The organism is Iningainema tapete BLCC-T55, from assembly GCF_014698965.1.
Classification (GTDB): Bacteria; Cyanobacteriota; Cyanobacteriia; order Cyanobacteriales; family Nostocaceae; genus Iningainema; species Iningainema tapete.
Genome location: NZ_JACXAE010000099.1, coordinates 25523 through 51995 on the forward strand (window position 1 = coordinate 25523; position 26473 = coordinate 51995).

Below are 26473 nucleotides of genomic sequence, written 5' to 3' on the forward strand. Positions count from 1 at the left end.
CTAATGTATTCTTACCCATGCTTATTATATAAAAGTTATGCTTTTTGTATTTCGCCCAGAACACTTAGTTGGTATTGCCAATGGTACTCTAAAGCAGGTCGTATCATCATCAGGGGTACCACTGAGTATGGTTAGAGATGTAGCGACTGGTAAAATTGTTGGTCATGCTGTTGGTATAGTAAGTCAGCCATTTGTAGTTATTCCAGAGCTAATAATGGACGGCTTACAAATGATTCAAATCGATAGAGGGTTTCAAAAAACCTACAGAATGCTTGACGCTCTCCAAAATAGTGTTGGAGTTCTGCAAGCAACTACAGCTTTGATTGGTGTGGGAACTGTAGCAAGTGTAGTTTTATCAGCAGTGAACCTCCACCAAATCTTGAAACTGAGGGAAGATGTAAAGCAACTAAGAGTGGAAGTCAAAGATGGATTCATTGATTTGAAGCAAGCCTTAAAAGATCAAGGAGCAGAAATTATCAAAAGAATCGATCAAGTTGCTCAAGATATCAAATTTGAGGCACATCGTTTAGTCTTAATTCAAGCTTACGGAAAGTTTCAGCAAGCGCTGAAGCTAATTAAAACTGCTTTATCTAGTGAAGACATAAGTATCAGAAACGCTACTTTGGGACATGCACAAATCATGTTATCTCATGCTTTAGCAGACTATAACAGTCCTCATCTATTATCAGAAACTTGTGCCGCAGGACATCTTCGCCGAATGGAATGTGCTTGGGCAATCGAGCAGACTTTTGCGTTAACATATCAATTGCAGAATCAATCTGCTGCTGTATGCGATCTCCTTGCCAATCTCCAAGATAAAATTAGTCAAGATTGCCTTACTGTGATTGAACAGTGTGAGTCTGAGGAAGAGCTAGATTTTCTCTTTCCGGAAATCAATCGGATTTGCAATCATGATTTACCTGTTCTAAGCTCCTGGCAAAACCACGCTGATTGGATGCGAACTTTATCTCCAGATGAACGACAGTTTTTGGCTATTTCAGATATTCAATATGCTGATATTTTAGATACTAATCAAGACTCAGCCATTGTCAAAGAAGCAGAAGAATTATTACTTTATAAAAACTTAAAGCAAAAATCTCATTATTTATCACTACGCGACCAGCTTCTATTTATAATTAAGCCTAGTTTACGTACAAATCACGAATCTTACATAACTCAGCAAGCAACAGCCTCTGGTTATAAAGGTTTAGCTCCTTCCAATTGGCAAGAAATACCCGATTTAACTGTTGCTAACCTCTACTGGTATTTCAAGGTAAAAAATAAAGAAAATTGCTTGTAAAATAATTCATCTGTAACTTGTACTAGTGAAAAATTTCTGAAGGACTCTACCAACGTGGCTATACTAGAAACCAGATTCTGGAGTTGTTCCGGTTAATTGAGTGGATGATGGTGCTACCGACGGCTTTAGAAGGTAGCTTTAGAGAGGAACTGAGGCGTTACTAGGAGGAAAGAAGGATGCCATACATTACAGGTTTTGAGCGAGATGGAATGGTTAAAGCTACTCGCGATAATGTGATTGAAATTCTACAGACGCGCTTTGAAGTAGTACCAAAAGAATTAAGCGCGAGCCTCGCTCAAATAGCGGATAAGTAGGTAGGCATCAAAAATTAAAGGTTTGTAGTCAGCGCTTCAGCGTACAAGAGCGCTGACTACGAGCGAAAGAGATAAATTTTACATTTCTTTACATAGTTTTGTTTATTCACGCCAACTTACTTATTGCTTTACTCAAACAGCTTCACAAACAATCGATTACCATCGGTTCTGTGCAAGAGTTTGAGCAGTTGATACCAGAAGAGCACAGATAAAATTTAACATTTTAGAAGTTTGGAGAGCAATCTCCGTCTGTTGATGAGGAATAGAGGATGCCGTTGGGCAACCTATCTTGTAGAGACGTTACATGTAACGTCTCTACATTACAGCGCTCACGGAAAATTTAAATTAGCCTTACTTATTGAAAGATTGTATAAAATTTAAAGATACAGCTTTTCTGTATTCTCAAGCTTGTCTATATTATTACTTACATCACCTAAGTAATTTTTAGCGTAAATTTAGCTGTGTCAAGTTTCACTTCTCAGACAGAATCCTATGAAGCTAGGAATTTAAACTTACTGAATCATCTTGATTCAGTAGAATTACCACAACAAACTTTTCATCCTTCTGTGACAAGCATTACCAAACGATTAATTGACATTGTTGGTGCTATTGTCGGATTGATGATTACGGGTGTGGTGGCAATTCCCGTAGCAATTGCTACTCAGTTTGACAACCCCGGTCCAATATTATATAGTCAAATTCGTTGCGGTCTTCACGGTAAAACCTTTCGGATATGGAAGTTCCGTTCCATGATTGTTGGAGCAGAAAAACTCAAGCATCTAGTGAAAAACGAAGCTAAGGGTCATATCTTTAAATCAAAAAGCGATCCTCGCATTACTCGTGTAGGTAAATTCTTGCGGCGTACTAGCTTGGATGAGTTACCACAATTTTGGAACGTTTTAATGGGGGAGATGAGCCTAGTTGGTACTCGTCCACCCACTCTTGATGAAGTGAACCAATACGAAACACACCACTGGCAAAGACTGCAAGTCAAACCAGGTATCACCGGTGAATGGCAGGTTAATGGTCGTTCTAGTATCAAAGACTTTGAGACTATAGTAAGTATGGACATTAACTACCAACGCAATTGGTCTATAGGCTACGATTTAATGTTGATTCTCAAAACTATCAGAGTAGTGTTCCAAAAAAACGGTGCATATTAACCTTTTATACCGCTACTAGTTTCCGTAGGTACAATGTAGCGTTGTAAAAATATAAACAATAACAGTACTGGGGCGATAGAAATTACTGAGCCTGCTGCTACCAACCGCCAGTTTAAGTCTCTTGAACTTGCTAGATATTCTACTCCTAAGGGGAGTGTAAATAAATTTTGGTCTTGAATGATAATTAAGGGCCACAAAAAGTCACTCCAAGAGCCAATAAATACGAAAATTGCCAGGGTTACCAGTGCTGGGCTAATTGCGGGAAGCATGACGTACCACCAGATGCCAAGTTCTGAACAGCCATCCATGCGTGCCGCTTCTTCCATTTCTTTGGGAACACCGATAAAAGCTTGTCGCAAAAGAAAAATACCAAAGGCAGAAGCTAAGCTGGGAAAAATAATTCCTAAATAAGTGTTTCTCAAGCCTAGCTGCACTGTCAAAATGTACAACGGGATCATGACTATTTGGAAGGGAATCATAATTGTAGAGACGATCGCCACAAAAATCCAGTCTCTTCCCGCAAACGATAGTCTTGCTAACGGGTAAGCAGCTAAAGCGCAAAACACCAAATTCAACAACACAGTGAGTACGGCTACAAGGGTGCTATTGTACAGGTATTGCCCAAAAGGTAAGGTGTTCCAAACAGAGATAAAATTCTCAAGCGTTGGTTGAGTGGGCAATAACTGTAGTGACGTAGCAAAGATATCTTCGGTTGACGATTTCAGTGCTGTACTCACAAGCCAAAATAGGGGGAAAAGCGTCAGTAGTGCGATCGCCCCTAGTAGTCCATACATCCACAACCGATTTTGCATCTTCAAATTATTCATTCAATTACCTTTGCAACAAAAATATACAACTACTGATTATCAAGCTGTTTTTTCATGAATTATATTTGAACTTCTATCAGAAAAAGTCAGAAAAAATGCAGAGGCGACAAGTTAATATTTTCTCCACAGGAAAATGTCTACCTGGAAATCTTGTCACAGCATCTGAACTCGAACAAAGTCTTGGATTAACCAAAGGGTGGATTGAGAAAAAATCAGGAGTACTAATTCGCCACTTCGTTGTTGTTATTAAGTCGATGCTTCCTCTGGCTCCTCAATATCTGAGATGCCAACTAAGGTAACGGGTGGACAATTTGGAAACTCAACAACAAGCCTTAACTCGCCCCCCATTGCCTCAACGTACTTTCGCAAAGTTGAAAGCATTAAGTCAGTTCGCTGTTCAAGCCGAGAAACATTTCCTTGATCAATTTGTAAATGTTTTGCTATTTGCTCCTGAGTTAGTTTGAGTGCTTGCTTAAGTTGCTGCCGTGTCATTTCTTCTGCTAGAAGTTCGGCAGAGCGTTTTTCAATTTCCTTCTGTTCTTCCAATGGCAACTGTTTTATTATTTCTCTTAAAGGTATTCCCATATTTATCTTTATTCTTCCTAGCGCTCAAGGGGTCAAAAGGAGAGATAAACCGTAACAGAATGTTTGTATCCGCCATGTAAGGCATCAGTCATGATCCCCATAGATGCTTTCACGAGTAAAGGCGTCTTCTGGTAAAACGGGTATTTCTTTCGCTTCAGCAAGTACTTTCACATCGGCTTGCCAAGCTTGGGGATCAAAAGGACGCTTCAGCAAAAGTTCGCTTATTCCAGTAACCTCTATTACGTTATTTTCCATTTTATTTTTCATTTTAATGCTTCTATTATGGAAAAATTTTACAACAAATGTAAAATCACTGTATGCCAATCCTTATAAGTAACCATTGACTGCTGCTGATGACTCGTAAAATACACCAAGGTTTGCTTGTACAAACCTACCAGCATCCGTTTGATCGCAAAGCGCTCTTCGCTTTGGAGAAGATGCCGGGATTACCGCTACTGCTGAAAAAGATTAATGAGTATGGGATCGATCGCCTCCTGCGGCTACAAACCAAAGGCGGTGAATTACGGGTTTCTCCGCGCAATTTTCCCAAGTTGCATAATGCCTTGGTTGAAACCTGCCTTCTGCTAGATTGCCCCCAACCAGATTTGTACCTCTATCTGGGAAAGGGAAGCATTTCCACCTATGCGATCGGCGTGGAAAAACCGTTGATTGGTGTTAATTTAGAGGCGATGGAATGGCTCTCTGACGAGGAACTGCTGTTTGTGCTGGGGCATGAGATTGCCCGGATTAAGGGAGGTTATTTAACCTATCAACAATTGGCTTCTGTGATGCCGTTGCTGAAAAATCTGATCAGCAGTACGACGCTGGGATTGGGCGGATTAGCCGCTAACGGGATCGAAGTGGCATTGTATAATTGGATTATCATGTCAAAATTCACAGCAGATCGCATAGGGTTATTAGCTTGTCAAAATCAAGATGTGGCGATCGCTGCTTTGATCAAATTAGGTGGGTTACCCAGTGACTACTTGAGTCCGGAAGTCATCGAAGATTTTTTAGCGCAAGCACGCGAGTTTAACATTCAAGACCTTGATCGATTAGACCAAGTTACCAAAATTTTCAGTTTTATGGAATATCTATACCCGTGGAGCATTATGCGGGCGTCAGAACTGCTAAAATGGGTCGATTCTGGGATGTACGAGCCGTCGGGACAAGAACCAGAGTCAGAGCAGTCAGACAAGCCATCAGAACCTCCAGAACAGTGGAATTTTCTTTCGTCTTGGTAATGGCATTCCTGATGCCATCAACCTAAGCTGTTGACTTGCTCAAATATTGCTGCAAGTTTGCGCTCCGTAGAGTTTACCATTAGTACGCGGGGTATTAGTAGTATCGGAACCGAAAACCGGGTTAAGCTTAAAAGTCTTATTGCATAAGGATTTTATTGAGAGTTGTAGTAGCTCATTAGACATCTGCGAAAATTAATCTCAAACCCTTGCACTGTTTAGGCTGATGTTTCATTTCTGAAGATGTCTATTTTTGAAATCGCCAACTCACCTCTTAACGAAAAATCAAGGGTTTCAGCCCATGACCCCTATCTGTAGTAGTCATGTAATACGCCGAAACCCGGTTTTCTGTTCCAATGATACTTGTAGCCCAGATTAGTCGGCAGATTTGCAGCGGGGTTGGTTCGCCCAAGACATTCTATGGCTTACCGCATGGCTTCTAGAAAGCGGTAGTCGTGCATCCAACCTTCCTTTTCGTAGTCGCTCAGCACGGCGATCCGACCCGTACTCAAAAACGCCAGCTTGAAAATTTCCCACTGCTCGTCGGTGATGTCACCCACCTGCGAGGTGACGCCTCCCTCCTCCCAGATAATCGTCGCTTCTCTGCCTCCGGCAATCTCGAAGTTCCCTAAGCGGGTAACCCGACCGAAATGCCACTCGAACTTAGCCCCGGCTTGTTTAGCCTGAGCCGCCTCGAGTCCCTCGGTGCTGGAGTGAAGAGTTTGGTCTCCCTCATTTGCTAATGATTTTTCCTGTGTCATTACTTAGCCTTGCTTTAGTTAATTCTGCCAAAGGGCAATTTTATCTGCGGTTCGAGTTCAACTATTTGATACCACCCACGGCTCATGTCGGGTTTTGTTTTTGGTAACGGGGTGAAATGAGCAGTAGAGCAGAAAGTTACGTTAAAGACATGATGAACCAGTCTTATCTGCCTGCACATAACCCCTATATAGAAGCTAGGAGTCGATGTGCTCTTTAGAGAAGCCCTCATCCCTAAGACTCTAGATGAGATTTTTGTTTCAAAGCTTAGTAGCGATTACGGGAGCTGGCGTATCCTCCCCGGTTACCACCAAACGAACCTCTGTCTTCCTTGGGCTTTGCTTTACTGACTTTCAGGTCACGACCCATCCACTCAGCACGATCAAGACCATCAATGGCAGCAGCTTCTTCAGCATCTGTACCCATTTCCACAAAACCAAAGCCGCGCACACGACCTGTTTCACGGTCAGTAGGTAGCTGAATCCGCTTGACAGTACCATATTCTCCAAAAACAGTATTTAGAGCATCTTCTGTAACTTCATAGGAGAGGTTACCTACATAAACTGACATAAATTGTCTCCAAAATCATAAGCTGTAGAGATTTAGATTTCGGAGAGAAGGTTGCAGATACCAAAAGGGAAAAACCTGTCAATATAAGGAACAAACACAATCACCGAATTAATTCTCATCTTTAATGATGACATATCAGCCAATCATTAGAAGAAGAACTTGAAAACTGTCACAAAAAGTTAATGTGTCCAAGAAATCCTACTGATTTGGGGTTATTCTAGCCAGCGTGTTATGAGGGGCATTCTGAGACTGAAAGTATTGCTATATATACTTTTCAGATATTGTTTCCTCTGAAATCATCTAGACCTAGCTCGTGTTCATCTGCCTAAAGTTACCACAAGGGTGGAACGAAAGAATAAAGGTTTTAGCCATGTTCTGTTATACTACAAACTGAAATTTTGTACTACTTGCCCCTGGTAACACGCTCGCGCTTATTAACCCCTATAAGTGTGTTTTCCCAACAATAGGTCATAAGTTGGTATTTGAGTTCTAACTGTCTTAATTAGTTCCCATCCTCTGTCAACCGTATATTTATGCTTTTTGGTGTAGCAACCTTGTTCTCAAGAATGGCTAAAAGGTAGACCTAGCAGTAGTGTTCAAACCCGGAATGCCTTATTTTACAAGGCTATAGGCTCAATACCAACTAGATATGGATTGTAATTGTTATCTAGTCATCTTGAGATGACTTTAGCTATGAGCCATTGATTTTAATCAATGGCGGTTATTCAACCAACATCTCCAAATCTACTGCCCAGCAAAAAATAAGTAGTCATCAAACCTTTACCTTTAACCTCAATTTCACCACGCTTTTCAAAATAGAACTCATCTTGCAATCGTTGATAAACTGCTTGTGTGACTTGAATCTTGCCCGCCATACCACCAGACTCCATCCGGCTAGCAATATTTACTGTATCTCCCCACAAATCGTAAGCAAATTTTTTGATCCCAATCACCCCAGCCACCACAGAGCCGGTGTGGATACCAATGCGGATGCTAAAATCTTGATTGTTCTGAGAGTTGAAACAAGCGATCGCACGACGCATATCTAATGCCATATTAGCAATTGCGTGCATATGATCTGGGTGAGGTGTAGGTAAACCACCCACTACCATATAAGCATCGCCGATTGTCTTAATTTTCTCCACATGATATTGTTCGCTTAAACGGTCAAAAACTGAGAAAATTTTGTTAAGTAAATTTACAAGTTGGATGGCACTAAGTTGAGCAGCAGTTTTGGTAAAATCAACAATATCTGCAAATAGAACTGTGACATCAGCAAAGTCTTCCGCAATTAAACCTGGTTGTTGTTTGAGACGGTTAGAGATTTCTTGCGGCAGAATGTTCAGTAACAAGCGTTCTGTTTGCTGTTGTTGTTCGTGCAGTGCTTTTTCTACTTGAATCCGCCTAGTGATGTTGCGGAAAATGCCCCTAGTTGCCACTGGTTTACCTGCGACAAATTTACAACTAATATTACCCTCCACAAATATTGTTTGCCCATCTTCAGTCAGAAATGCGATTGTCACTTGTTCCAACTTTTGCCCAGACATTGCTTGATAAAAAGCTCGCCGGCATTGACTGAGATAATCTGGATGTACAATGTCAAAAAAATTCATCTGAGATATTTCCGCTTGGCTATATCCCAAAGTTTCCAGACAGGCACGATTAACATACTCAAAATTACCGTAGGGAGTAACAGACTGAATTAAATCGTTAGCATTTTCAAATAAATCTCGATATCGTTCTTCACTTTCTAACAGTGCCTCCTCCGCGCTTTTACGTTTAATATATTGAGAGATTTGACTGCTAATAGAAATCATCATTTCGATTACGTCTTTATCTCGTGGCTGCACTTCATGGCTAAAGAAAACCATTACCCCAAATATTTCGTTTTGAGCCAGAATCGGAAAACCGAATGCAGCGTGTAATCCGGCTTTAAGTGCGAATAGCGATCGCTTGTCTTCTCCATCATCTACAATATTCTCAATCCAGTGTGGAGAAAGAGTTTTCCAAATTTTCCCTGGTAAACCAACCCCAGGATTGTACATAGTTTGCCAGGTAACTGCCTTAAACTCTGGTACAGTGGCTGCTCGACTTGATGAAATTTCTACACATCTGAGCACTGGATGAGCATTATGTTGCTGTAAATTGGATGCAGCGATATATTCATGGGTAGTCCAAAGTTCTCCTAAATCCCATCCTAAATTTTCACAAATCGCTTGTAAAACTTGTGGTATTGCCTGCTTGACATTTTGCGCTTCTGATAAAATGCGTGTTATGGTATACTGAGCGCCGTTACGTTGTTGTCTGCGTTCTCTTGCCGTAATATCTCTACCTATATAGACAATCTCTTCTAGATCATCTAATGTTTTGCAAATAACTGAACAAGAAAAAGCGATTAACAACTTTTCTTTTTTTTTAGTTCGACAAACTACCTCTACATTTTGTAAGTAGTTTTCAAATAAATTCCGCTGTTGAATAGCTCTTTGTAATAATTTATCTTCTATGATTAAAGATATAGGTTGATTGAGCAATTCCTCTTCACTATAACCAAATAACTCTACTGTTGCCCGATTTACTTTCTTGATTTCTCCCGTCTGAGTAGTCACAATCAAAGCATCTGCCATGACGGTGAATACTTGTTCCATATAATTTTGATACGCAGTCAAGACACTTGATACTAAATTTGCTTCATTAACTTTTTGGGATAAATTTTTTTGAATAACTATCTTCTCGGTCACATCTTCTATTAAGATAATTAATTTGTTATCAAGATAGTTTTCCCGTACTTCACCAATAATATATATATCTATATATATATTGGCTCTCTCAATACTATTTAATTCAAATATTTCCTGTTTTCCTTCAAGCAGAGATATAAAGACATCTTCAAGTCCGATAAATTCAGGAAAACCTAGCCGGATATCTTTCCCAATCTTAACATCCTCCGGGCAAGTAGCAAATCGTTGCGCCTGTTCAGATAGATCTAAGATGTGAAAACACCTATCTAATTCTAAACGTTCAAACTTGCGCAGAGCTTTATTTTTATTGAAAATCCGTTCTAGTACCTGATATTTCATCATACTTGCAAGCAAAATTACTAAAGCGTGGTGTGAGCAAGATAAAATTGGCAGAAGTCAAATTTAGAAAATCAGTTTCTACCTTTTTTATGTTCTAAATTATTCTCTTTTATGAAAAATTAAACACTCTACCTTCAGCACCACTGGTAATTTTGACTAAACGCTATTTTTATGCTTAGTCTAAGTCAATCAGAGAATATGAACAAGTCTGGAAAACAGTTGATTGATATCAACTTCAAGTTTCCTTTATAGATTTTAACCGTATATTAGCTTGATTTTTAGCTTGATGATTAAATTCTGTAATCGGGAATAGGTGTTCTGCTTTATTCAGAGAATTACAGAAGTAAATTTTTTGAGTGATATGGGACATTTTTAAAGTTTCACTATTGATTAAACGACTTTAGATATACATACATATTTGCGCAGCTAGATAGATTATAATATATATCTAAAGATGGATTTGTTTTATTTATAAATCAGCATGTGTACTGAATGCTACAATATTATTCAGCCGCGAATTAAAAATTATATAACTGTAGAGACGTTCCACCGGAACGTCTCTACGATAATTGGAAATACGTTCCACCGGAACGTCTGTACGATGATTAATACTGCGGAACAGAAGGATCTACTTCCTTGCTCCAAGCAGTAATTCCACCCTTCACATTTGTACCTTCAATGCCGGCTTGTTTGAGAATTCCGAGAGCTTTTGCAGAACGCCCGCCCATCTTACAATGAGCAATCAAACGATGTCCATTAACTAGCTCCCTCACCTTAGCAACACCTTCCCCCTGTTCAATATCAGGTAAAGGCACCAAAACAGAACCGGGAATTTTTGCAATCTCATACTCATGGGGGTTGCGCACATCCAATAGTACAAAATCCTGTGCGCCACTATCAAGCAGTTGCTTTAACTCCTGCACTGTCATTTCTTGAATTTCCATCTGCTGTTTCGCCTCCTCGGCTTTTGCTTGTGGAATACCGCAGAATTGTTCGTAATCAATTAACTTCTCAATCACTGGGCGTACTGGGTTAGGACGCAACTTCAATTCGCGGAACTTCATTTCCAAAGCATTGTACAGTAGCAAGCGTCCACTTAAAGTTATTCCCTGACCAAGGATAATTTTGACAGTTTCTGTTGCTTGAATAGTGCCAATAATTCCACACAGCACACCCAGTACACCACCCTCTGCACAGGAAGGAACCATTCCTGGTGGTGGTGGCTCTGGGTATAAGTCACGGTAATTTGGTCCCTCTTGGTAGTTAAATACAGTAGCTTGCCCTTCAAAGCGGAAAATGGAACCGTAAACATTCGGCTTATTCAGCAACACACAAGCATCGTTGACTAAATACCGTGTAGGGAAATTATCAGTACCGTCCACGATAATATCATAATCCTTCATGATATCGAGGGCATTTTCTGAACTCAGCCGCGTTTCGTACAAATCAACCTGACAAAACGGATTAATCTCATGAATGCGGTGCTTTGCCGATTCAATCTTGGGTTTACCCACCCAAGATGTAGCGTGAATCACTTGACGTTGTAAGTTGGAATGATCGACAACATCGAAATCAACTATTCCAATTCGCCCGATTCCCGCTGCCGCAAGATATAAAAGCAGCGGTGAACCTAATCCACCTGTACCAATACATAGCACACTGGCAGCTTTCAGGCGTTTTTGCCCCTCCAACCCAACTTCCGGCAAAATCAGGTGGCGAGAGTAACGTTCGTATTCTTCTTTTTCTAACTGGACTTCATCCAGATTGGGATTGAGCATAGCAGTTTAATCAGCAACGGACTTTTTATCCTATCTAAAAAAGATACACTTTGCGTCCTTTGCGTCTTCGCTGTTTTAAACTATCTTTTCAATTTCCTCCGGTTGAAACTGGTGATGCTCATCCAATCTCCAACTAGTTAATTCACCCAAAACGCCCTTTTGTATAGATATAATGACATAAGAATACTCTTGCCAAGCATACAGGCGATCGCATTCAGACGGAATGGCTGGGTGATCGGGATGAGAGTGAAAAATACCGATAATCTCTAAGTGCCGATCGCGTGCTTGTTTTTGCACACGTAACATCTCGAACGGTGCGATCGCATATCGTTCTGTTTCACCATGTAGAGACGTTTCTGGGAACGTCTCTACAAAATTTGCCCAAACATTCTCGGTGGGGATTACTTCTACCACAGAATTATGAACGCCCACTATTATACCACAGCATTCTTGAGGGTAGGTGCTGAGGGCGCGATCATAAATAATTTGCAACTGTTCTTCACTAAATCTAATCATCGTGTTATTCGTAGAGACGTTCCGCCGGAACGTCTCTACACAATCAGGTTAGCATTGAGAGTTTTCCACTAGCAAGATCGTAACGACCACCAACAATTTTCAATTTACCTTCCTTCACTAAATTGCCTAAAATCGTCGAACCTTCTCTCAGCCTTTCCACCTGATATTGCACATTTGCCATGACAGAATTTTCTTCTAGATTGCCAGTTTTCAGTCTTACCTTTTCCACCGCTGGTTTAATTTCCTCAACAAAAACACCAATTCTACCTGGAAGCGGATCGCCTTTAACAGCTGCGATTACAGCACCGCATCTTGCATGACCTAAAACCATCACCAATTGGACACCCAATACTGCTGTTGCAAATTCTAAACTACCTATAGCTGTTGGACTAGCAACATTACCAGCGTCTCGCACTACAAATAGATCCCCAAGTCCTTGGTCAAAGACAATTTCTGCTGGTACTCTAGAGTCTGCACAACCTAGTATAGCGGCAAACGGGTACTGAGCTACAGAAGTTTCTTGCAAACGCAAGCGTGATTGATTGGGTTTCAGACTTTTACCATCAACAAACCGTTTATTTCCCTCCATCAACCTTTTTAAAGCTGCATCAGGATTAACTGGTTGAGGTTTTTTTTCTGGAGTCGATGGTTTTTGAGCAACAGCTTGTTGTTCCCCAAATAGAATACCAGCACTACTTACAGCCATAGTAGCACCACCTGCACCCACTAATTTTAATAAATTTCGACGCCCAACAATTCCGTTAATGCGACTCATGAACACTCCTCAACATCCAGAATAAATTTTCAAAGCAGTTTTTTATATTTATTAATCTTTTACCAGATTTATTTAAATAATCATAGATCTAATTAATCAAATAAAAAAATGGATAACTGTGGTTTTTCTCTATACTTAACATAAATAAACATAGTTTATGGCGATCCCCGAATATAGTTTTTATAGTAAGTAACAAAGCATAAATAGAAGTTTGTAGTAAGCGCTTAAGCGCTGAAAATCTATGCATTGAGCGCTGAAGCGCTCACTACGAACTTTTCTATTTATCAAGTAACTATAGACACCTTGCCAGTATCCAAATTATAAAGAGCGCCAACAATTTTTAATTTGCTTTGAGCCATAAGTTTACCCAAAATAGTGGAACGTTCTTGTAATTTTTCTGTCTGATATAGAATGTTTGCTACCACTGCCTCTTCACTAACATCACCAGTACTTAACTTTACTTGTTCTATACCTGGTTTAATACTCTCAATAATTAAACCGACTCTACCAGTAACTGGCTTTTCTTCCAACGCCGCCGTTACTGCACCGCATCTTTTATGACCCAACACAACAATTAACCCAGCACCTAAAACTGCTGTAGAATATTCTAAGCTCCCTATAGCTGAGTCACTAGCAACATTACCCGCGACGCGCACGACAAATAAATCCCCTAATCCTTGATCGAACACTATTTCCGCAGGTACTCGAGAATCTGCACAACCCAAAATGGAAGCAAAGGGATACTGAGCTTTAGCTATTAATCGCACTCTTTCCAACGATTGATCGGGATATTTACGTTGTTGCCGTAAAAATCGGTTATTTCCATCCAATAATCTTTGTAAAGCTTCATCAGGAGTGACTGGTGATGGGTTTACTTTATCAGCATCAGCAAGCGCATGTTGTGGAGTAGTAACTTCCTGTACACCCCAAATCAAACTACTAATTCCAGCCGCCGCCACAATCCCACTACCAACTAAAAAATGGCGTCGCCCAACAAATCCATTTATTCTGCTCATCTGCCTCACTCAGCCAACAAGAAGCTGTTGAGTGGAAGATATCAAACTTCTGTGTTATGCAAGAGTTAGCGATGACACTATTTTAAATTGATTTAAGTTTTTATTTTCAAGAGTATAGAGGTTAGCATCTTCAGGATTTGGTGCAGGAATATTCACAGGAGACTGGTTTTCTAGTTTAGAGTTTTGAGCTATGACTGTTCCCACTTCAATGTCTCTTACCTGCACCTAGATACAATTCACCTACTTTGGGATCGTTCAATAATTCTAAACCCGGACCTGTAATCGCATCACGTCCAGATTCGAGTACACAACCCCGGTGAGCCATCTCCAGAGCCTTGCGAGCATTTTGCTCTACTAGTACAATTGCTGTACCCGCTTGGTTAATGTGTTTAATTTGCTCAAATACTTGTGTGACTAAGATGGGAGATAACGCTGCTGAAGGTTCATCTAAAAGTAATAGACTGGGTTCTAACATTAAAGCTTTACCCATCGCCAGCATCTGACGTTCACCACCAGAGAGAGTGCCAGCACGTTGGCGACGGCGATCGCTTAATCTAGGAAACATGGTAAATATTTTATCTTTGAGTGGTTTGAGCGCGACATTGCGTACAAACGCTCCCATTTCCAAGTTTTCTTCTACACTCAGTGAGGGGAAGACATTGGTAATTTGGGGTACATAGCTCATCCCACGTTGCACAATTTGATTAGACTTGAGTCCAGCAATATTCTCACCTTTAAAAGTAATTGTACCTGTATGGGGAGTTAAAAGCCCAAAGATAGTTTTTGCTAAAGTCGATTTACCAGCACCATTGGGACCAATTACCGTTACCAATTCCCCTTGTGCTACTTGGAAATTTACACCTTGTAATATATCTACGTCTTTAATATACCCTGCATGAACATTTTTAACTTCTAGTAAATAGTCATTAGTCATTGGTTATTAATTCCTTGTTATTGGTTAATTGTTAATGGTTAATAGAACAATTAACAATTAACTATTAACCATTAACTATTATGGTGTTTTCTGCAAATCTGGTCGTTCTTCTGGAACGATCGCCCCTTCCACTGGACAAACTTGAATACATATGCCACAGTCGATACAGGTAGAAAAATCAATCCAGTACCAATCTGTTCCCTTGACATTTTTGCCAGGACCATCATGGATGCAAGCTACTGGACAGGCGTCTACGCAATCAGCTACGCCTTCACAAACATCAGTCACAATCGTGTGTGGCATAATTCCCCTCCTCATTCGTCGTCAGTTTCTAGGTTAGCAATAATACTTTAGTTTTTTACTAACGACTCTATTGTTATAGAACCATCAGCTTTAACCCAGGCAATTTGGCTGATACTGCGATCGCGTGCATATTGTTGAATTGCTTGAAAGTCTGTTCCTCCCAAATCTATTTCCACCCGCACTACTTCATTAGAGTCTCGCAGTTTTTGAGCGTAAGTAAAGGCTACTGTGTAAGCACTGTTACTTTCCGGTACTACTAACCAGTCGCTTGCTGGTATAGCCTGTGGTAATTGCTGACAAGACAAGAGAATTTGGTATAAATCTTCAAGAAAAAGTGCAAAGCCGATCCCAGGAATATTTTCTCCTTGAGGATGATACAATCCTAATAAGCGATCATAACGACCACCCCGTCCTAAAACTCTTGTTTGCCCACAAGCATCACTGACAACTTCAAATACAATCCCAGTGTAATAGTCGAAGGTTTGAATTAAACTCAGGTCTAGGATTATTTCAATTCCGGGACGGGATGATTTGAGTAATTCTATCAACGATTGGAGATTATTTACCGCTGCTTGCAAGGGCTGATCTAAACCCATGCTGGTAACTTTTTGTAAGACTTGCTCAGGATTTCCACGTAAATCCAACATAATTATGGCGCGTTCCCTAAGTTCATCACTAAGAGGTAAAGTATCAATAGTGATGCGATCAAGGTGAGAGATCGCAATACGGACTTTATCTTGTAAATGAACAGGAAAAGCTTTCAGCAGCGAGCGGGTAATTTCCGCCTCACCGAGAATAATATACCAAGGAGAAAGCGAGAGTGCTTGTAAACAATCAGCAAGCAACAGTAGAACTTCAGCATCTGCCAAAATACCGCTACTGCCCAACAACTCCACACCAGCTTGATAATATTCATGCTGACGATTTTGCTTATACTCTCGCGTGCGTTGAAAGACATTGGTATTGTAGTATAGACGTTGCGGATAACGTACATTTGCCATCCGCGTTACCGCAGTGCGAGCGATGGATGCTGTCAATTCTGGGCGCAATCCTAACTCTTCATCTTCAGCATTTTGAAGTTGAATCACTGTAGAGCGCTCAATTGCGCCTCCCGCCATCAGCGTATCCATCCGCTCTAAGGTGGAGGTAATAATTCTGTGATAGCCCCAACGGTGAAACACCTGTTGTAACCTATCTTCAATCCAACCTTTTTGCGTCACATCCAAAGGTAGTAAATCTCTAGCACCCGTTGCTGGTTGATAAACCATCATTTTTTCTTCCCACCAAACAAACCACCAAACAAACCGCTACCCCCAGAATCCGGTTGCTTTGTTCCAGAGTGAGGCGTTGCTGTTTGCTTCGCACTACTACTAGGCTTTTGCCCCGTAATCTGTTCTATTTTACGTTTTCCTGCCAACGCTGTTTCGTCTTGAGGATCTAACTGTAGGGCACGATCAAAGTGAACTTTTGCAGTTGTGGTAAGATTTTGCTTCAAATACACTACTCCGATCAAGGTGTGACAACGACTATTATTTGGTGCCAACTTGAGGGCATCTTGTAATTCTACCTTAGCTGGTGCTAACTGATTTTTAGCGATCAACTCTTGCGCACGACGGATATACTGCTCTACCACTGAGTCTTCCTTGGCGGGAGGTGTTGGGGTTTTTGGCGGTGGTGCATTTGGCGTAGGGTTACTTTTCGGTTGAGCAACGGTTGATGAAGCGGCAAATGATTTGCCAGCAGTGCGCATCAAGTAAACTAAATTCAACTCGCTGAGTAAGGCAATTATCTGTGGTACTTGTTGTAAAGAATCGTATTGGGTTTCCGCAATTTTGGCGATCGCCGTTTTATAAGTATGTTCAAAATTGGGCGTACTTGCTAACTGCCTTGCCAAATCACTCTTTAACTCCACTGAAGTAGATTCTTGTACCAACCGCTTGCCCATTTGCGATAGAACTAGAATGTATTCTGTGCGATTTTTTTCTTGAGATAGTTGTTCGTAGGCTGGATTTACTAGCTTAGACAATAATTGGCTCTTGTGTTGTTTTTCCGCAACGCTTGCTATCGTCACGCTATCTGGGTGTAGATGACGAGCAATTTTGAGATACCGTTTGCGAATTTCCTTTGCATCCGCATCTACAGGTGTAGCTAAAATAGCATGGTAATCTACGAGTTCATACTTAAATAATCCGCGTTCTATTTTTAATGACATAGAGAGGTTTTATACCAAGGGTTTAATTAGATTTGTTCTAGTGTACTTCCCTTAATTGGTCCTTTGTCATTAGTTAAATTAAGTAAAAAGTAAAAAAATTTATTTCAGGGGTGGAGTTTGTTTGAGTTCGCGGCTGAGGCTGTCATGAATGATACCGTTTGTTGCCAGAATTCTCCCTGATTCAATCACAATTGGTGTTCCATCGTAAGCTGTGACTTTACCTCCGGCTTCTTGTAATAAAATTATCCCAGCAGCAATATCCCAAGGAGAGAGTCCCCTTTCCCAATAACCATCTAAACGCCCACAAGCAACATGAGCTAAATCTAGCGATGCAGAACCACTGCGTCTCACTCCTTGGGTAAGATGGGTAAGGTGACAAAATTCTGCGTAGTTATTGTCAGAAGTTTCACGGCGATCGTAAGCAAATCCCGTAACTAGTAAGCTTTTATTTAGTTCAGAAGTTGACGAAACCTTGATTTGACGGCGATTGCGTGTTGCTCCTAAACTTTTGGCTGCACGGAATAACTCATTGTGGAAAGGGTCATAAATTACACCAACTTCTGGAACACCATTAATTAATAGTCCGATGGAAACAGCAAAAAATGGGTATTGGTGAGCGTAGTTAGTTGTACCATCTAAAGGATCGATCGCCCAAAGATATTCATCTTCTTGATTTCCTAGCGCCCCTGATTCTTCAGAAAGAATTGCGTGGTGAGGAAAGTGGCGTCGCAAAATATCTAAAACTACGACTTCTGAAGCTTTATCCGCTACAGTAACTAAATCACCAGGACGTCCTTTTTCAATAATTGTGTCTTCTAATTTACCCAAGTAGTCTTGCAGTACCGCACCAGCAGCCAGCGCCGCTTCTGTAGCAATATCTAAGCAAATTTGTAGATTAGTCATGAGTAACTCGTAAGTCGTAATTATCAGCTTATTACGAATTACGAATTATTAACGGTACTGACGACGAAACTCAGCCGGAGAAAGACGCATGGGTTTGTCAGGATTCCAAATTCCTAGCCCCATGATTCTAGCCCATTGTTGAGCACGTTCCAAACGTAGATCGTATTTGTGGTTGGGCGAGCGCGACACAAACAGCGCATCTCCATTTTTGACTAACTGTTCATTTAACAACACCCCATCTTTCCAAACATAAGCCAAAGTCCGCCCAAACTGATCTTTTTCTTGGAGATCAAACTCTAAAATCACAGGTTTTCCGCCAATCATTTCCTCTAAATGTTGTTTAGCTGCATCTCCCCAAGGGCGCTGCTGCAAATCTGGCGCATCAATCCCCAACAACCGCACATGAGAAATCAAACTTGGTTGCTCAACAGTACCCACCACCTCTATAGTTTGCCCACTTACCACCTGTGCCACTTTCAGTTGTACCTGTCTTACCACTTCCTCTGGCTTCTCCCCCTGCTGACAACCCAATAAAAGCAATAGACAGCACAAAATGACTACTTTTCCAACTTTTGCGCCTTTGCGCCTACCCTGCGGGAACGGCTCCGCCGAATGCGTGAGGCAAATCTTAATCTTCATCCAACGGCAAACCCCTTTGTACTCTCCCCTTGCCAAAATAGCGCCCAAATTGAAGCTCGTAAACTTCATCTTCGTCTTGAGTCTCCACCTCTAAATCCGTGCGAGCGTAACTGACACACAACAAAGCGTAACCTTTTTCCCGTAACTCCGGGGAAAGTCCTACCGCCTCTGGTTGGTAAATTTCTCCTGACACCACTCTTACAGCACAAGTGGTACACGCTCCATTTCGACAAGAAAATGGCAATTCTACCCCAAGATTTTCTGCACTATGTAAAATATAACGGTCATCGGGAACTTGTAGGGTGTGTTCTATGCCTTTGGCGCGATCGCGCACTTTAACGGTGTATGTACGAGACATTTAATTTCAGATTTTGAATGAATAGTATTGACATTTATGTTATCTTATTGTATATTCGTCTATTAGTGACATCTGGAGAGATGGCCGAGTGGTTTAAGGCGCGGCACTGGAAATGCCGTTTGGGGGCAACTTCAACTAGGGTTCAAATCCCTATCTCTCCGTTTTATTGATGATGAATTTAGGATTGTAAAACATAACACCTATAAGAAAACCCCCACTGGTTAGGTAGGGGTTTTTGATTGGGTGAAAAGTTAGGTCTTACTTCCTGATGATGTCTGGTAAACTTATTCGCTCAATATCAAGCTTAAGGTAATGTTCCTTGATGACTTTTTCGCTATTACCTACTAATTCCGCAAGCTTATGAATCGGATAATCATTGTTGGCGTGATAACTAATCATGGTATGACGTAATTGGTAAGGTACACGATAGCGAATACCCATTGCTTCAAGCAAGTTTTTCCATACGCCATTTAAAGCTTGTTGGGCAATAGGTTTCCCGTTAACGTTGATGAACACATAATCGGTCTTATAAGGGATAGAGTCAAGAAGTTCCATTAATTCTTCATTAATAGGGAAATATCGAACAGGTACTGTCTTGGTTCCCTTTTTCTTGATAATTCTCCCACTAGCATTAACTTGTGCCTCACAAAATTTGATTCTCTTCTTTTGTAAATCAACATTCTCCCATTTCAAAGCTATTGCTTCTGACGGTCGGCAACCAGTTAACCAACAGAAGTAAACGTATTTGAAGTATTGATAGTGCTTACCATTGAGTCGTGAGTAGGTTTCATTTTTCAGGGCATCTAAAATTTGGTATATTTCTTTCACTGTGAAGATATCAATATCATCTTCCTCACAGTTAACGCTTCTTTTATTATCAGTTTTAACACTGATACTTTCTAACAAATCACGGTACTCTATCCCCCACTTTCTAGGGATATTACCTTGTTTGGAATTCCAATCAATAGCAGCAACTATTAGTTTTAACCTATCTTTATTAGTTTTTGGACTACGCTTTTCATCACTAAACAACCATTCCACTAATTCATTTTTTTGCTCCAAGCGTTGAAACGGACAACGCTTGACAATATTGCTGACTGTCTGGATGGTAGTCAAGATGTATGTTTGTTCCCAAGCTTTGATTGAGGTATGGAAACTAACATATTTGCTCCATAGCACAGTTAAGTCATCTTTCTCAACTATTCTCAATTTTTCATTTTTCTTAACCTTGATGGCGTTTTGAGCATTTTTAACTAATGCCTTCAGGTAATCAATCTCAATTACTTGATCATTAATAATGCATTTCTCAATTTCTTCATCCACCATTAAAGCTAGGTTGAGTGCTTGAATCTTGTCACTACCCAAACCAATTGTTTTACGTCCTAGCCTACTGGATAAACGTAACTGGTACATAGCACCATAATCTGTATTCATGGTTATAATCGACAAATGCTTAAATTCATTAGTTCTATTTGCTACCATAATAAATTCGTAGGTAAATTTATAGCACTAATTATACATTAATTGGTTGAATAATTGGTTGAAGTTTTTCAAGCACTACTAAGCTAAACTGCGAAAACCAAATGATGACAAGGGATATAGATGAGAAAAAAACAGCACTGGAACTGCTATGTCTTGGAAGGGGTGTACAAACAAAAGCCAGCAGTACAAAGGTATAGTCCAGCAGCTAGCCGCTTGAGGAACAAATTTAACTCTGTCCACCGTCACGTTTTCCTGATTGCAGCCGATATGCTGAGTATTATGTAACTAGCAGCTTATGTAAATACACTGTGAAAGAACAGCAGCAAAGTCTTCAGAGACTGATGAATGCTCTACTCAATCTTGGGCAGACGCAATACAACCAAGGCGACTATCAGAGTGCTATTCAGGTCCCATAATGAGATGCTGGAAAACAGTGGTTTTCTCGCTGCGGGTGCTACCACTGTCGTCAGTAGCCTCTGGAAAGTGAGTGACATTTCCACAACATTTTTGATGATCAAGTTTTACGAAAACTTAAGACAAATTTCTCCACAAGAACCTGGAGCGGTTGCTGTTGCCCTTAAAGTTGCCCAAAAATGGATATCCTTCACACTGCTGAATTACATCAAGGGCGGCGATCGCATCTGAATCATTTGCTAACTCAAAGCGGAACTGGGTAATTTCTTCTGGTGTAATGGTAGTCATAGTGAAAAATATTGTATAATCCCTTACATATTTCCACTTGTTTTAGCACTGCACCGGATAATGTTTGGGGGCAGCTTCAACTATGGTTCAAATCCCTATCTCTCCGTTCTCCTTACATAGTAAAGGTTTCAGCTAAGCTATACATTTTGGGATGGTTGAAGTATTGGTTGAATAAGTAAAAGTTACTAAACCACTTCAACCCGGTCAGAATAATTTAACGTAAACTGCTGTTAAACCCAAAATGAAACCAGCCCTAATCAAGCAAAATGCTAAAATGATCGGGACATACCCCTTATTTATCAAATATAAACTGATAAAATAGTATGATTATTTGATATAATATTAGGTCTGGAAGTAAAATTATGTCCAGATCCACTTTTCTTCGCTAGTATGAAGAAAGACATTTCTTCGGCAAGACGAAGGAAGATGTAGGTGTAGATAGCCATTATAGGCGCTTGCATATACATCGCCAGGAGGCAAAAAAATACGGAGACTAAAACCAGGAAACACTCAGCATGGTCAATCAGAAACTAACCGCTACTACTGAAATTGGATTTACTCACGACGATTTCGCTGCTTTGCTAGATAAGTACGACTATCACTTCAGCCCAGGTGATATAGTACCAGGTACAGTTTTCAGTATAGAGCCTCGCGGCGCTCTGATTGACATTGGTGCGAAAACGGCAGCTTATATACCTATCCAAGAAATGTCGATCAACCGGGTAGATGCCCCGGAAGAAGTTCTACAATCAAACGAAACGCGGGAATTTTTCATCCTCACAGATGAAAACGAAGACGGTCAACTAACTCTTTCTATTCGCCGCATAGAGTATATGCGGGCTTGGGAGCGAGTAAGACAACTGCAAGCAGAAGATGCTACAGTCCGTTCTGGCGTTTTTGCGACCAATAGAGGTGGAGCGTTGGTACGGATTGAGGGATTGCGTGGTTTTATCCCCGGTTCTCACATCAGTACTCGCAAACCCAAAGAAGAATTGGTAGGCGAAGAACTGCCTTTGAAGTTCTTAGAAGTAGATGAAGAACGTAATCGCTTAGTTCTATCTCATCGTCGAGCGTTGGTTGAGCGCAAGATGAACCGTTTGGAGGTTGGCGAGGTAGTAATTGGTACGGTAAGAGGCATCAAACCATACGGTGCATTTATTGATATCGGCGGTGTGAGCGGTTTACTTCACATCTCAGAAATTTCTCACGAGCATATAGATACACCTCATAGTGTGTTTAATGTCAATGACGAAGTAAAAGTCATGATCATTGACTTGGATGCAGAACGTGGACGCATTTCTCTATCTACCAAACAACTGGAACCAGAACCAGGTGATATGATTAAGAACCGCGATCTGGTTTACGACAAAGCAGAGGAGATGGCGGTTAGATATCGCGAACAAATGTTAGCTAAGCAACAAGGTGCTACTACTCCTGAAGCAGCGGAAGTAGTGTCCGAAGATATCCCACCAGCAGTTGAAGAAGATATCCCACCAGCAATGGAAGAAGATATCCCACCAGCAGTTGAAGAAGATATCCCACCAGCAGTGGAAGCGGTAGAAGAGGAAATTCCACCAGCAGTGGAAGCAGTCGAAGAAGACATCCCACCAGCAGTGGAAGCGGTAGAAGAGGAAATTCCACCAGCAGTGGAAGCAGTCGAAGAAGACCCACCAGCAATTGAAGCGGTGCAAGAAGAAATACCAGCAGCAGTTCAAGAGTAATACATTTCAAAGATTAATGTTATCTTTTGTTAGATTTAGAGGGATCAAACCCTCTTTTTTAATAGACATCTCCACAAAAGACGTAAAGACAAGAGTTATCGCGTCTCTACCAAGGGTTTTGTGAATTATCACTGCTATGTCTAATACCGTTTTAAAATCGATAAGCTAGAAATGGAATCAGCATCTCGGCGCGACTTAAACCACCGTGAATCCCAATGGAAGTTGAGTGGCGATTTCCATAAAAGCAAGCCCAATCATGGCGTGGCATGAGTATCAAATCACCAATGCGATGAACAGATTCCACCGCCGTAGGTTGCTCTGGTAAACCAAATAAACCTAACTCAATTGCCTCTGCCTTAGATACAACTAGAAACTCGGCTAAATGTTTTTGCACATAATCTACCACTGCTGCTTCTGCATGATTAATCAGATGCAAAAAGCGGGCTGAAGAAACTCCAGCCTGCGGTGGTACAAACAGTGATTGAGTCAGAGTTGGATGCTCACCCAGCCAGAGAATTTTTTCTGGGTCGATGTAACGCTGACCATGATCTGCGACAATTAATAAGATGGTATCGCTGCGACCAGCTAGGGGACGCAAAAGTTCTCTTTGTAAAGAGAAATCGAGTGCAGCTACTTCTGCTCGATAACAAGAACTAAGTGGTCCAAAACGATGAGCAGCACTATCTACATTGGGTACGTATAAATAAGTAAAACTCTTGTATGAGCTTCGTTTTTGCAGTCTTTCACGCAATTGGGCAAAACCATCCGCAGGTGTGAGATAACTGATGTAGCCATCAGTTCCTGCTTGACTGCCAACGCTAGTAAAGCGACTAATACTTGAGTGTTTATACTGGTAAAAATTAACAATTTCTACATCGATCCCGGCTTGCTCTAAGAGATGATATAAGTTAGGAACTGGCAGCAGCGTATCGGGGTTAAGTTGTGTATCTAAATAGGGAGAATTAGTGGGAGCGATCGCCGGACGAAAGCCCAGTATGTTAACTACACTACCAACTTCGCGAAAATAAACTTTTGTACCCATAATTCCATGCTGAGCTGGTGCATGGGCTGTCGCCGCCGATGTTAAAGCTGTCACAGTAGTGGTAGGAAAAACTGAGGTAGCTGGCATGAAAAAAGCCTGTGGACTAACACAAGCACTTGCTAAACCCGGTACATCTCCTTCATCTATCAGTGTGCGTAACTGATCGTAGCCCAGCGCATCCACAATCAGCATAACCACATGGTTAATTGGTGCTTGATTTAACCAATTTCTCCAAGCATCAGTTACCGTCGGTATGGCTAATAACTCTGGATTAAAAGGCAGTAATGCTTTTGGTTCACCTAAATTCAGCGTTTCAGGACATAGCCAAGAAAGTACTAAAGCCGCAATGTTAGCTAAACCCAACCCATCGTAGCTTGGTCGTACTTTATCAAAACCCAAGCTTGGTGGTAGTTTTTGCCGAGCTATAAGAGTTTCCTCTGCGATGGTAAATATGTCACCCATTTGTATTTTTTCAGCTCGCCTCACTCATTCTACCTTAAGGTAGAAGCGCATGAAAAAACCGGATTACTCTGTAACCCGGTTGTTGCCTAATTCCGTTGTCAATTTCATCAATATTCTCAAGAGTTGAGCTTAAGCAAAGTTGCTGAAGTATAAACCCCACAGACTTCCGGTTACACCAACAGCAATTAAAAGATTGGTGAAAAACTTGCCTAATTCATTTTGTTGTCCTAATACTTTGTCATCTTGCCCTGCAGTGAAAAACAATGACCAAGCTTGATTGACGGTGATTGCCTGTCCATTGTTGAAGTCAGGGCGGAAAACTACTGGTCCAAGTAGATCTTTGTTGGGGTAATCAAAGTCAGTTCTCATAACTTTCTCTTCAATCGTTGTTTTCTTATCTGTAAACTAATATAAATTAATGTAACGAAATATTGCAATAGCTTGACATAAATAAGCGAGTACGGAGAACCGTATTAAGTTGGTAGGGAAAACCGTATCAATACAGTAAAGTGCAAATATAATTCTTGTGGTGTGGGCATCCGGAGCGCGTTGGAAGAGCTAGAAACCCATTGCACAAGATGGGCGCTTAGAGCTACATCCCACAATAAAATCTCTTTATATAAGGTCGGTTTTCCTCCCATTTTCTCTCCCCAAACTTACTAGAAATTTAGTCACAATTGGATTAGGGTGATATTTGGAAGGATAAAATACTATGTTCCCATTTTCTTTTTGGTATAATTCCTGCTACGGTGGTGAAGCTCCATCTCGCCAATCTCAGTTGCAGCGAAAGCTTAGATTTCTCAAAACGATGCGAGATGATCTAGAAACTAAACTTGCTGGTCTTAATGCTGCTATTAGTAATGTTGAGCAGCAGTTAACTCGTGATGATGTTACTCAAGTCTAATTAGTTTTTCAAAAATCACGATTTTGTAGAGACGCCCCGGCGGGGCGTCTCTACGTTTTTAATTTTATTGATAACCGATCGCACCGACAAAATTTGTGTCAAATTTAGCCTTAGTTAAGTCAGCGCCACGAAAATTTGTGACACAAGAACTTGTCATAATTTTGAGTGCTTGAATTAATGAAATTATTGTCAGTACGATCGCTCCTAATGATAAAGTACTCCAGACAATTCCCCAAACAAAGTTATTTGTACTTAGGTATGCACTTGCTACTGTTGAGATGAAGAATGCCAAACCATAGGCAGCTATAGAACCAGCAACTGCAATTGGCACTGCTAAAACTTTAGTAAAATAGAAACTGGCGAGCGCGATTACTACTGCGCCCATCAACGCAGATGCACTGGCAATTTGTGCATTTTCACCACCTGCGGCACTTCCCCCATAAAAGAAACCGAGCAACGCACCAGAGGCTGAGCCGGAAACAGTAATTGCAATTCGTTGCAAAATAGACTTGCTGCGCATTAGACTACTGATTGCCGAACTGACTCCGGCAATACTCATACTTATAATTAAAGCTTGACTATAAACCCAAGCGGGATCTTCTGGAGTTTGACCGAGAACTCCGAATATCATATAGCTAATAGCATAGGCTTGGGCGATCGCTACTACTACCGCTACAACCAACAAAACTATAAATTTTTCCCGATTTTGCCCAGCTCTAACTCCCTGAAAATTGGCTCCTTGCAAAGAAGCATTGCTGAAATCGCAACCTCGAATATCTGCACCGCTAAAGTCTGCACCGTTAAGATTCTTACCTTGAAAAGAGCGGTTGCGCAAATCTTGATGAGCAAAGTTGAGAGGATGTGAAGTATTCATGATTATTGTGTGAAGT

The 26473-nt window shown here is 40.9% G+C and carries 29 protein-coding genes and 1 tRNA gene; 8 read left to right on the forward strand and 22 right to left on the reverse strand.

Annotated elements, in window-relative coordinates; all coding sequences use genetic code 11:
* Positions 1 to 37 precede the first annotated feature (37 nt).
* The 3 genes from ICL16_RS33710 to ICL16_RS33720 all read left to right on the forward strand — a co-directional run bounded on the left by ICL16_RS33710 (position 38) and on the right by ICL16_RS33720 (position 2777).
* A complete protein-coding gene (locus ICL16_RS33710; RefSeq protein ID WP_190835949.1) occupies positions 38 to 1300 on the forward strand; it encodes a hypothetical protein in 1263 nt (420 codons plus the stop codon).
* A gap of 176 nt (positions 1301 to 1476) precedes the next feature.
* Positions 1477 to 1614, forward strand: a complete 138-nt coding sequence (locus ICL16_RS33715; protein WP_190835950.1) for a hypothetical protein — start codon at positions 1477 to 1479, stop codon at positions 1612 to 1614.
* A 515-nt stretch (positions 1615 to 2129) separates the two neighbouring features.
* A complete protein-coding gene (locus tag ICL16_RS33720) occupies positions 2130 to 2777 on the forward strand; it encodes a sugar transferase (protein WP_202895853.1) in 648 nt (215 codons plus the stop codon).
* Here ICL16_RS33720 and ICL16_RS33725 read toward each other — a convergent pair.
* From ICL16_RS33725 to ICL16_RS33735, 3 genes are all read right to left on the reverse strand, one after another.
* Positions 2774 to 3604, reverse strand: coding sequence for a carbohydrate ABC transporter permease (locus ICL16_RS33725; RefSeq protein ID WP_190835952.1), 831 nt, complete (start codon positions 3602 to 3604; stop codon positions 2774 to 2776). The genes ICL16_RS33720 and ICL16_RS33725 overlap by 4 nt on opposite strands.
* 246 nt (positions 3605 to 3850) lie before the next feature.
* Positions 3851 to 4189, reverse strand: coding sequence for an XRE family transcriptional regulator (locus ICL16_RS33730; protein WP_190835953.1), 339 nt, complete (start codon positions 4187 to 4189; stop codon positions 3851 to 3853).
* 84 nt (positions 4190 to 4273) lie between these two features.
* Positions 4274 to 4444 (reverse strand): hypothetical protein, encoded by a 171-nt coding sequence (locus tag ICL16_RS33735; protein ID WP_190835954.1) that lies wholly within the window; start codon positions 4442 to 4444, stop codon positions 4274 to 4276.
* A 98-nt stretch (positions 4445 to 4542) separates the two neighbouring features.
* On the opposite strand from ICL16_RS33735, the gene ICL16_RS33740 reads away from it, so the two are divergent.
* On the forward strand, positions 4543 to 5433 hold the full coding sequence (locus tag ICL16_RS33740) for a M48 family metallopeptidase (RefSeq protein WP_190835955.1): 891 nt from the start codon (positions 4543 to 4545) through the stop codon (positions 5431 to 5433).
* A gap of 422 nt (positions 5434 to 5855) precedes the next feature.
* Here the strand turns inward: ICL16_RS33740 and ICL16_RS33745 are convergent, their stop codons facing one another.
* The 15 genes from ICL16_RS33745 to ICL16_RS33815 all read right to left on the reverse strand — a co-directional run bounded on the left by ICL16_RS33745 (position 5856) and on the right by ICL16_RS33815 (position 19270).
* Positions 5856 to 6191 (reverse strand): hypothetical protein, encoded by a 336-nt coding sequence (locus tag ICL16_RS33745; RefSeq protein ID WP_190835956.1) that lies wholly within the window; start codon positions 6189 to 6191, stop codon positions 5856 to 5858.
* 265 nt (positions 6192 to 6456) lie between these two features.
* Positions 6457 to 6759 carry an RNA recognition motif domain-containing protein gene (locus ICL16_RS33750; RefSeq protein WP_190835957.1) on the reverse strand — a complete coding sequence of 101 codons (303 nt, stop codon included), beginning with the start codon at positions 6757 to 6759 and terminating at the stop codon, positions 6457 to 6459.
* Positions 6760 to 7484: 725 nt separating this feature from the next.
* Positions 7485 to 9839, reverse strand: coding sequence for an adenylate/guanylate cyclase domain-containing protein (locus tag ICL16_RS33755; RefSeq protein ID WP_337907179.1), 2355 nt, complete (start codon positions 9837 to 9839; stop codon positions 7485 to 7487).
* Positions 9840 to 10441: 602 nt separating this feature from the next.
* Positions 10442 to 11614 (reverse strand): molybdopterin-synthase adenylyltransferase MoeB, encoded by a 1173-nt coding sequence (gene moeB, locus ICL16_RS33760; RefSeq protein ID WP_190835958.1) that lies wholly within the window; start codon positions 11612 to 11614, stop codon positions 10442 to 10444.
* A gap of 75 nt (positions 11615 to 11689) precedes the next feature.
* Positions 11690 to 12130 (reverse strand): M67 family metallopeptidase, encoded by a 441-nt coding sequence (locus ICL16_RS33765; RefSeq protein WP_190835959.1) that lies wholly within the window; start codon positions 12128 to 12130, stop codon positions 11690 to 11692.
* A 43-nt stretch (positions 12131 to 12173) separates the two neighbouring features.
* Complete coding sequence (locus ICL16_RS33770; RefSeq protein WP_190835960.1) at positions 12174 to 12905, reverse strand: carbonic anhydrase; 732 nt, start codon at positions 12903 to 12905, stop codon at positions 12174 to 12176.
* Positions 12906 to 13189: 284 nt separating this feature from the next.
* Complete coding sequence (locus ICL16_RS33775) at positions 13190 to 13921, reverse strand: carbonic anhydrase (protein ID WP_190835961.1); 732 nt, start codon at positions 13919 to 13921, stop codon at positions 13190 to 13192.
* A gap of 54 nt (positions 13922 to 13975) precedes the next feature.
* Positions 13976 to 14125, reverse strand: a complete 150-nt coding sequence (locus ICL16_RS33780) for a hypothetical protein (RefSeq protein WP_190835962.1) — start codon at positions 14123 to 14125, stop codon at positions 13976 to 13978.
* Between the two features lies 1 nt (position 14126).
* The gene (locus ICL16_RS33785) at positions 14127 to 14855 is read right to left on the reverse strand and encodes an ABC transporter ATP-binding protein (RefSeq protein ID WP_190835963.1); all 729 of its coding nucleotides are present in this window, start codon (positions 14853 to 14855) and stop codon (positions 14127 to 14129) included.
* Between the two features lie 78 nt (positions 14856 to 14933).
* A complete protein-coding gene (locus ICL16_RS33790; RefSeq protein WP_190835964.1) occupies positions 14934 to 15158 on the reverse strand; it encodes an indolepyruvate ferredoxin oxidoreductase subunit alpha in 225 nt (74 codons plus the stop codon).
* Between the two features lie 47 nt (positions 15159 to 15205).
* Positions 15206 to 16426 carry an ATP phosphoribosyltransferase regulatory subunit gene (locus ICL16_RS33795; protein WP_190835994.1) on the reverse strand — a complete coding sequence of 407 codons (1221 nt, stop codon included), beginning with the start codon at positions 16424 to 16426 and terminating at the stop codon, positions 15206 to 15208.
* Positions 16426 to 17370: a J domain-containing protein gene (locus tag ICL16_RS33800; protein ID WP_190835965.1), complete on the reverse strand. Its 945-nt coding sequence runs from the start codon at positions 17368 to 17370 to the stop codon at positions 16426 to 16428. Before ICL16_RS33800 ends, ICL16_RS33795 begins: the two co-directional genes overlap by 1 nt.
* Positions 17371 to 17469: 99 nt before the next feature.
* Entirely contained in the window at positions 17470 to 18273 is an 804-nt protein-coding gene (locus ICL16_RS33805) for an inositol monophosphatase family protein (protein WP_190835966.1), read from the reverse strand.
* Positions 18274 to 18321: 48 nt separating this feature from the next.
* Entirely contained in the window at positions 18322 to 18912 is a 591-nt protein-coding gene (locus tag ICL16_RS33810; protein WP_190835967.1) for a thermonuclease family protein, read from the reverse strand.
* Complete coding sequence (locus ICL16_RS33815) at positions 18902 to 19270, reverse strand: 2Fe-2S iron-sulfur cluster-binding protein (RefSeq protein WP_190835968.1); 369 nt, start codon at positions 19268 to 19270, stop codon at positions 18902 to 18904. Before ICL16_RS33815 ends, ICL16_RS33810 begins: the two co-directional genes overlap by 11 nt.
* 74 nt (positions 19271 to 19344) lie before the next feature.
* Here ICL16_RS33815 and ICL16_RS33820 point away from each other — a divergent pair.
* Positions 19345 to 19431, forward strand: a tRNA-Ser gene (locus ICL16_RS33820).
* 97 nt (positions 19432 to 19528) lie between these two features.
* Here the strand turns inward: ICL16_RS33820 and ICL16_RS33825 are convergent.
* Positions 19529 to 20752, reverse strand: a complete 1224-nt coding sequence (locus ICL16_RS33825; protein ID WP_190835969.1) for a tyrosine-type recombinase/integrase — start codon at positions 20750 to 20752, stop codon at positions 19529 to 19531.
* 420 nt (positions 20753 to 21172) lie between these two features.
* Here ICL16_RS33825 and ICL16_RS33830 point away from each other — a divergent pair, with 420 nt between their 5' ends.
* Both ICL16_RS33830 and ICL16_RS33835 read left to right on the forward strand, forming a co-directional pair.
* Positions 21173 to 21397, forward strand: a complete 225-nt coding sequence (locus tag ICL16_RS33830) for a CHAT domain-containing protein (protein ID WP_202895849.1) — start codon at positions 21173 to 21175, stop codon at positions 21395 to 21397.
* A gap of 572 nt (positions 21398 to 21969) precedes the next feature.
* On the forward strand, positions 21970 to 23175 hold the full coding sequence (locus tag ICL16_RS33835) for a 30S ribosomal protein S1 (protein WP_190835971.1): 1206 nt from the start codon (positions 21970 to 21972) through the stop codon (positions 23173 to 23175).
* Between the two features lie 151 nt (positions 23176 to 23326).
* Here ICL16_RS33835 and ICL16_RS33840 read toward each other — a convergent pair whose 3' ends face one another.
* A complete protein-coding gene (locus tag ICL16_RS33840; protein WP_190835972.1) occupies positions 23327 to 24679 on the reverse strand; it encodes an alkaline phosphatase family protein in 1353 nt (450 codons plus the stop codon).
* 129 nt (positions 24680 to 24808) lie between these two features.
* Complete coding sequence (locus tag ICL16_RS33845) at positions 24809 to 25048, reverse strand: hypothetical protein (protein ID WP_190835973.1); 240 nt, start codon at positions 25046 to 25048, stop codon at positions 24809 to 24811.
* Positions 25049 to 25391: 343 nt separating this feature from the next.
* Here ICL16_RS33845 and ICL16_RS33850 point away from each other — a divergent pair, with 343 nt between their 5' ends.
* Positions 25392 to 25583 (forward strand): hypothetical protein, encoded by a 192-nt coding sequence (locus ICL16_RS33850; RefSeq protein ID WP_190835974.1) that lies wholly within the window; start codon positions 25392 to 25394, stop codon positions 25581 to 25583.
* Positions 25584 to 25647: 64 nt separating this feature from the next.
* On the opposite strand, the gene ICL16_RS33855 is transcribed toward ICL16_RS33850, so the two are convergent.
* The gene (locus ICL16_RS33855) at positions 25648 to 26457 is read right to left on the reverse strand and encodes a pentapeptide repeat-containing protein (RefSeq protein WP_190835975.1); all 810 of its coding nucleotides are present in this window, start codon (positions 26455 to 26457) and stop codon (positions 25648 to 25650) included.
* Between the last annotated feature and the right edge of the window lie 16 nt (positions 26458 to 26473).